The 5,159-nt window shown below is 42.1% G+C and carries 6 protein-coding genes, 1 pseudogene and 1 riboswitch; of the genes and pseudogenes, 3 read left to right on the forward strand and 4 right to left on the reverse strand.

Annotation, left to right across the window (positions count from 1 at the left end; translation table 11 throughout):
- Nucleotides 1-50: 50 nt before the first annotated feature.
- Nucleotides 51-674 (reverse strand): xanthine phosphoribosyltransferase, encoded by a 624-nt coding sequence (locus EV207_RS22685; RefSeq protein ID WP_132748705.1) that lies wholly within the window; start codon nt 672-674, stop codon nt 51-53.
- 99 nt (nt 675-773) lie between these two features.
- A riboswitch (purine riboswitch) is annotated at nt 774-875 on the reverse strand.
- A 229-nt stretch (nt 876-1,104) separates the two neighbouring features.
- Between EV207_RS22685 and EV207_RS22690 the strand changes: the two genes are divergently transcribed.
- Nucleotides 1,105-1,743: a ferritin family protein gene (locus EV207_RS22690; RefSeq protein WP_132748708.1), complete on the forward strand. Its 639-nt coding sequence runs from the start codon at nt 1,105-1,107 to the stop codon at nt 1,741-1,743.
- Between the two features lie 72 nt (nt 1,744-1,815).
- Here the strand turns inward: EV207_RS22690 and EV207_RS22695 are convergent, their stop codons facing one another.
- Together EV207_RS22695 and EV207_RS23260 are read right to left on the reverse strand one after the other, a co-directional pair.
- Nucleotides 1,816-3,210, reverse strand: coding sequence for an amidase (locus tag EV207_RS22695; RefSeq protein WP_132748711.1), 1,395 nt, complete (start codon nt 3,208-3,210; stop codon nt 1,816-1,818).
- Between the two features lie 6 nt (nt 3,211-3,216).
- Nucleotides 3,217-3,387 (reverse strand): hypothetical protein, encoded by a 171-nt coding sequence (locus EV207_RS23260; RefSeq protein WP_165887048.1) that lies wholly within the window; start codon nt 3,385-3,387, stop codon nt 3,217-3,219.
- Between the two features lie 249 nt (nt 3,388-3,636).
- On the opposite strand from EV207_RS23260, the pseudogene EV207_RS22700 reads away from it, so the two are divergent.
- A pseudogene (locus tag EV207_RS22700) lies at nt 3,637-3,720 on the forward strand (YjcZ family sporulation protein); the annotation flags it as partial.
- Nucleotides 3,721-3,851: 131 nt separating this feature from the next.
- Here the strand turns inward: EV207_RS22700 and EV207_RS22705 are convergent.
- Complete coding sequence (locus EV207_RS22705; RefSeq protein WP_132748717.1) at nt 3,852-4,136, reverse strand: hypothetical protein; 285 nt, start codon at nt 4,134-4,136, stop codon at nt 3,852-3,854.
- Between the two features lie 202 nt (nt 4,137-4,338).
- Here EV207_RS22705 and EV207_RS22710 point away from each other — a divergent pair, with 202 nt between their 5' ends.
- The gene (locus tag EV207_RS22710) at nt 4,339-5,103 is read left to right on the forward strand and encodes a hypothetical protein (RefSeq protein WP_132748720.1); all 765 of its coding nucleotides are present in this window, start codon (nt 4,339-4,341) and stop codon (nt 5,101-5,103) included.
- Nucleotides 5,104-5,159: the final 56 nt, after the last annotated feature.

The raw sequence follows: 5,159 nt of genomic DNA on the forward strand, positions 1-5,159 counted from the left end.
CGACTGTTTGTCAAGAGCGATTGCGGGTATTATCTCAAATCAAATGGTAGTTATTGTAACCCATGCAGGTTTTTCATAGAACTTTTGACACTACCCTTATCTTCATTGACAAATTCGATTCTATTTTCATGTAACGAGGCGATTCTAGCAAGTGAACAAATATGGTAGCCTAACTTATTCAATTTTTCCCTGCCTTCTTGAAACGACTTTTCGATGACAATTCCTATACCGGCAACGTCTGCCTGTGATTGTTCAACAAGACGAATCAATCCAAGCGCCGCTTCACCTTTTGCTAAAAAGTCGTCGATGATCAAAACGCGATCTTTATCAGACAAAAAGGCCCCTGAAAGATAAATATGATTTGCTTCCTTCTTCGTATACGAATACACTTCAGCTGTTAACAAATCATCTTGCAGTGTTAATGATTGTTTTTTCCGGGCGAAGATCACCGGTACATTTAAAATGAGCCCTGTCATAACAGCCGGCGCAATTCCCGATGACTCAATCGTTACGATTTTGGTGATCCCTTTATCTTTAAATTCATCTGCAAAAGCCTCTCCAACAGCTTTCATTATCATCGGATCGACTTGGTGATTAAGAAAGCGATCAACTTTAAGGATGTGTCCGTCAATCACCTTACCCTTTTCTTGAATGCACTGTTGCAATAATTCCATTGATGTTTTCCTCCTCCAACCAAAAAAAGCCCAAAGGCAATCTCATTTAAGAGTGAGATCGCCCTTAGGCTTGGTTACATAAAAAAATAGATTCGTGACTCATGCATCCTTCTCACTCGTAGTCGAATGATTCACGGTCATCCGGTAGAAACTTGCGGGCCATATCCCCGCCATTATACGAGTTTATTACTATTCATTTGCTTGTATTATATCGATTAAAACTTAAAATAACAAGTTAAATCAGGGATTTTCTTACTGGAACTAATTTCAATTTTTTGAGACTAGTTCTACTAGGTAAATCTTCTATTTTTAAACTGATCATTGCAAAGGTTTAATCAATTATCAAGATCATTTCATACTATGCATTATCAGCTAAAAAATATTAATCCTAGTCTACTAATCTTTTAATTGAAAAAGGGTGGTAAAAACATTGAATAACACGTCAAACAGTATAACCTTTGTGACGAACACATTGGATTATGTCAGTGAAGAACTTGCAGAAAAAATTGCAAGAAGAGCAAGAAGAAGGTTAGATGAGATCGTTGCCGGCCGTAAAAATTTTAACGAATTTACTTGTTCGGCCGGACTTCCCTACCCATCGATCCGGTTCCAAAAGAATAAAAAGGCAGCAAGAATCCTTCTCGATGTTTATTCCGGTGCAATTAGTGAATTTACTGCTCTGAATTCCTTCCGGTACCAATATATCGTAGCGGAACCGAATCATCCAGACTTCACCGGATTACTAAAATGCGTCGATTTAAACGAAGATTTTCACACGCGGACACTCGCAAAGCTGATTGACAGGCTCGGCGGAAATCCAAAGTATTTCAACTCCGATAAAATGTTTTGGAACGGCTCTGAAGCGATTTATGGCACAAATGTGGAGGATCGCCTTAAAGCCGATATCGCAGCTGAAATGGGTATTATTAAGGTGTACGCAAGAACCCTTGCAGAGCTTAATGATCCCGATATCGAACCGCTTATTCGGCGTCTGGCATTAGATGATGTCTTTCACCTGTTCATCTTCGAAGATGCACTTTGTCGCTTTAAAAAGGGTGAATTCTGTTAAAGGATATGATGGTAAACCCGTTAAGAAACCTTCACCGGGATTCTTAACGGGCCTTTTAATTCTGCCTGGGGTTTATTGAATCGGCATGAGTTTATTTGATGAAACCGCCTTTTGATAAGCATACGCGATTTGTAACAAGCGCCCTTCCGAAAATGGTTTCCCGAGTATTTGCATGCCAACCGGCAGCCCGTTCGATATCCCGACTGGAAAAGAAAGAGAGGGAAGACCGGTAACATCAGCGGGACTTGTGTAAGGCGTACAGCGCATCCAAACATCAAGATTTTGCTCTATCGGATGTGACGTGAAATGAGGCGCTGTAATCGGCACGGTTGGAGCTGCCACCACATCAACATCTTCAAATGTTCGATAAAAGGCATTGCGCATGACGCGTCTAGCTTTTTGCGCCTTTTCATATTGCATGCCGGTCGTCAATTCCCCTGCTTCCAATGTGATGCGGGTATAATCCTGATAAAGCTCCTTTTTCGGAGTAGTCAAGATTTCGTGGTGGTAAGCCGCTGCCTCGGGACCTTCTGTCGCGACTTCTGCCACCAATGACATTGATAGCTCAGGCATCGACACTTCTTTGAACTGGGCACCCAATCCTTCCAAATCTCGAATCGCACGCCAAACATGGGAGTGGACACCCTGATCCAGATCTTTAAAGAAGTAATCCGGAAGCCCGATCCTGATTCCTGTTATGCTCTTTCCTAAATATGAGTAGTAATTATCCGGCGGTACCCTTTCACTTGTATTATCCTTCGGGTCGAATCCGGCAATCGTATGCATGACAATGGCAAGATCTTCAGCGCCTCGGGCCATAGGACCGGCACCGACAAGCGACTTGGTTAGGACGGGAATGCCGTATAGGCTAACCCGGCCATAAGTAGGCTTTAATCCGTATACACCGCAAAATGCAGAGGGGACCCTAATGGATCCAGCGCTGTCAGTCCCTATGGAAAAAACGGAAAGCCCCGCTGAAACAGCCGCTCCGCTGCCACCGCTCGACCCTCCGGATATACAATCAGTATTCCACGGATTCCTTACGTTGCCGTAATGGGTATTGATATTTGTCTCACCGACAGCGAATTCATTCATGTTCAATTTTCCAGTCAGGATGCAGCCGGCGTCCTCGAGCCGCTTAATCACCGTAGCATTGTAATTTGGGACAAAATGTCGTAAAAATGCTGATCCGCTTGTCGTTCTTACTCCCTTAGTATAATATATATCCTTCGGAGCAAACGGGATCCCGTGCAAGGGTCCCCGATATTTACCGGCCATAATTTCCGCTTCCGCTTGTCTGGCCTGCTGAAGTGCGTGTTCAGGAATAACGGTGATGTAACTATTCAGAGTTGGGTCGAGTTTTTCAATTCTGGCCAGGATTGCTTCCGTCAATTTAACCGGTGATAACTGTTTGGCTCTGATCAGGGGGGCAAGTTCACTTATTGTCGCGTAATAAATCGGTTCCATGCCATTTTACCTCCAAGAATAGAGTTTGATTGGATCAACATCTTTTAAAAGACGCGGGTCTAAGCGCGGGGCAACCGGTGAAACCTTTTTAACCAATATTTGAATATAAGGAATGTCTTTTTCAGGAACATCAATCCCGACCTCTTGCAGCGCCTTTTTTATAAAACTAGCTTCCATTGTCTTCCCTCCCCGAGGCAGATTACCATTTTAATATGTATATGGTGTTCGCCTAGTATTGTGACAGTGACCAGACCAAAAAAACCCCGTCTGCTCTTATTCAAAGTTTTCTTCTGAAATTAGGTCATAAAAATTGGCGAAAAGCCCTCTCAAACCCATCTACACTATCATATTTTATAGAGACATAAGAAAAAGGTGGTGAAAGCTATGGGAGGATATGCTGGCGGTGCTTGCGGATGCGGCGGCGGCGGCGGTTATGCCGGAGGTGGCTTCGCATTAATCGTTGTTCTCTTCATTTTGTTAATTATTGTTGGTGCGGCTTACGTATACTAAATAACAATGATAAAGACGCGGCGCCTCAGGGCGCCCTATACATATAAAAGAAGAAAATAACCACCTTAGCCAAATGAACAAGCAGGGTGATTATTTTCTTCTTTTTTGCGCCTAACTTTTGCCGCATACAGTTATTTAAAAAGCGTCATGAGCGGTCCCAGCTGTTTTAACATACTATAGCCATTCATGACATGACCAACGGTATTCTGTATGTTGCCAAAGCCTGTTTTGCCGCCTTGGTTATTAAAGAATGGAAATTGGCCCTGCGGTAATGATTTTTGGTTAAAAAATGACGGCTGATTAAAGAACGAAGGGGGACCCTGTTTCGGGGGAAAAAAGGGCGGGCCGCCTTGTGGCGGAAATCCGCCGAATGGCATAAAGGGATGTTGTTGTTTGTACGGATTTGGTCCAAACACGATTGCAAAACTCCTTTTTTTGTTATTTCAATGTCACCTTAATAATGTATGTAAAATATTTTAAGAAGCTAGGGCACATATCAAACTTTCCTTAAATAGAGTCGGAAAAATAGACAGTTCTCCTGTTCCGTTCAGCCAAGTAACCTTCATAAATTATATTAATAGAACAAGTGGCTTCGATTTGGTTACGGGGGACGAAAAAATGATTTCACCTACAGAGATTGACCCTATAATACAGGGGTTGATACATGACATAAAGGAAAAACAAAGTGAAGACGGGGCATTTAGATATTGCTTCGAAAGCGGTCCAATGACTGATGCTAATATGATCATTATCTTGCGGGTTCTCGATTACAACGACGAAGATTTGATAAAAAAGCTTGTTCATCGTCTGTTAAGCACACAACAGTCGAATGGTGCTTGGAAACTATATGATGATACGACGGGGCATCTCTCAGCAACGGTTGAGGCTTATACTGCCTTGCTTTTTTCCGGATATGCCAACCGTTCCGATGGAAATATGAAAAAGGCTGAGTCATTTATACTCGATCATGGCGGTTTAAAAAATACCCATGTTTCAACAAAATTTATGTTAGCACTTAACGGGCTTTACCCTTGGCCAAACATTTTTCCGTTTCCGCTCTTTATTATTCATTCACCAAGCATCTTTCCTTTTAGCTTTTACAAATTCAGTACTTATGTCAGGGCTCATTTTGCACCAGTCCTCATTTTAGGTCATAAAAGGTTTATTACCAAAAATCGATGGACACCGGATTTGTCGCATTTGTTGCCAAGGAAACGCAAGAATGTTAAAAAGTGGAGGAAACTGCTTTCAACCCTTTTTTCAAAAAAGTTTTTTGCAAAATCTGCGTGCCGTAAAGCTGAATCACAAATGCTTAAGGGTGTTGGCGATGACGGCATATTATTTACTCAAACTTCGCACCTTAATAAACTAGTGTATCCCTAGTGTTTCTAAGTTTTGTCAACGTTGAAAAATGTTCCTTGACAAAGAGTCTAAAAATA

The organism is Scopulibacillus darangshiensis (genome assembly GCF_004341035.1).
GTDB lineage: Bacteria > Bacillota > Bacilli > Bacillales > Sporolactobacillaceae > Scopulibacillus > Scopulibacillus darangshiensis.

Coding starts and splice junctions, on each gene's coding strand:
- EV207_RS22685 (WP_132748705.1), bottom strand. CDS start 674: ATGGAATTATTGCAACAGTGCATTCAAGAAAAGGGTAAGGTGATTGAC.
- EV207_RS22695 (WP_132748711.1), bottom strand. CDS start 3,210: ATGGAACCGATTTATTACGCGACAATAAGTGAACTTGCCCCCCTGATC.
- EV207_RS23260 (WP_165887048.1), bottom strand. CDS start 3,387: ATGGAAGCTAGTTTTATAAAAAAGGCGCTGCAAGAGGTCGGGATTGAT.
- EV207_RS22710 (WP_132748720.1), top strand. CDS start 4,339: ATGATTTCACCTACAGAGATTGACCCTATAATACAGGGGTTGATACAT.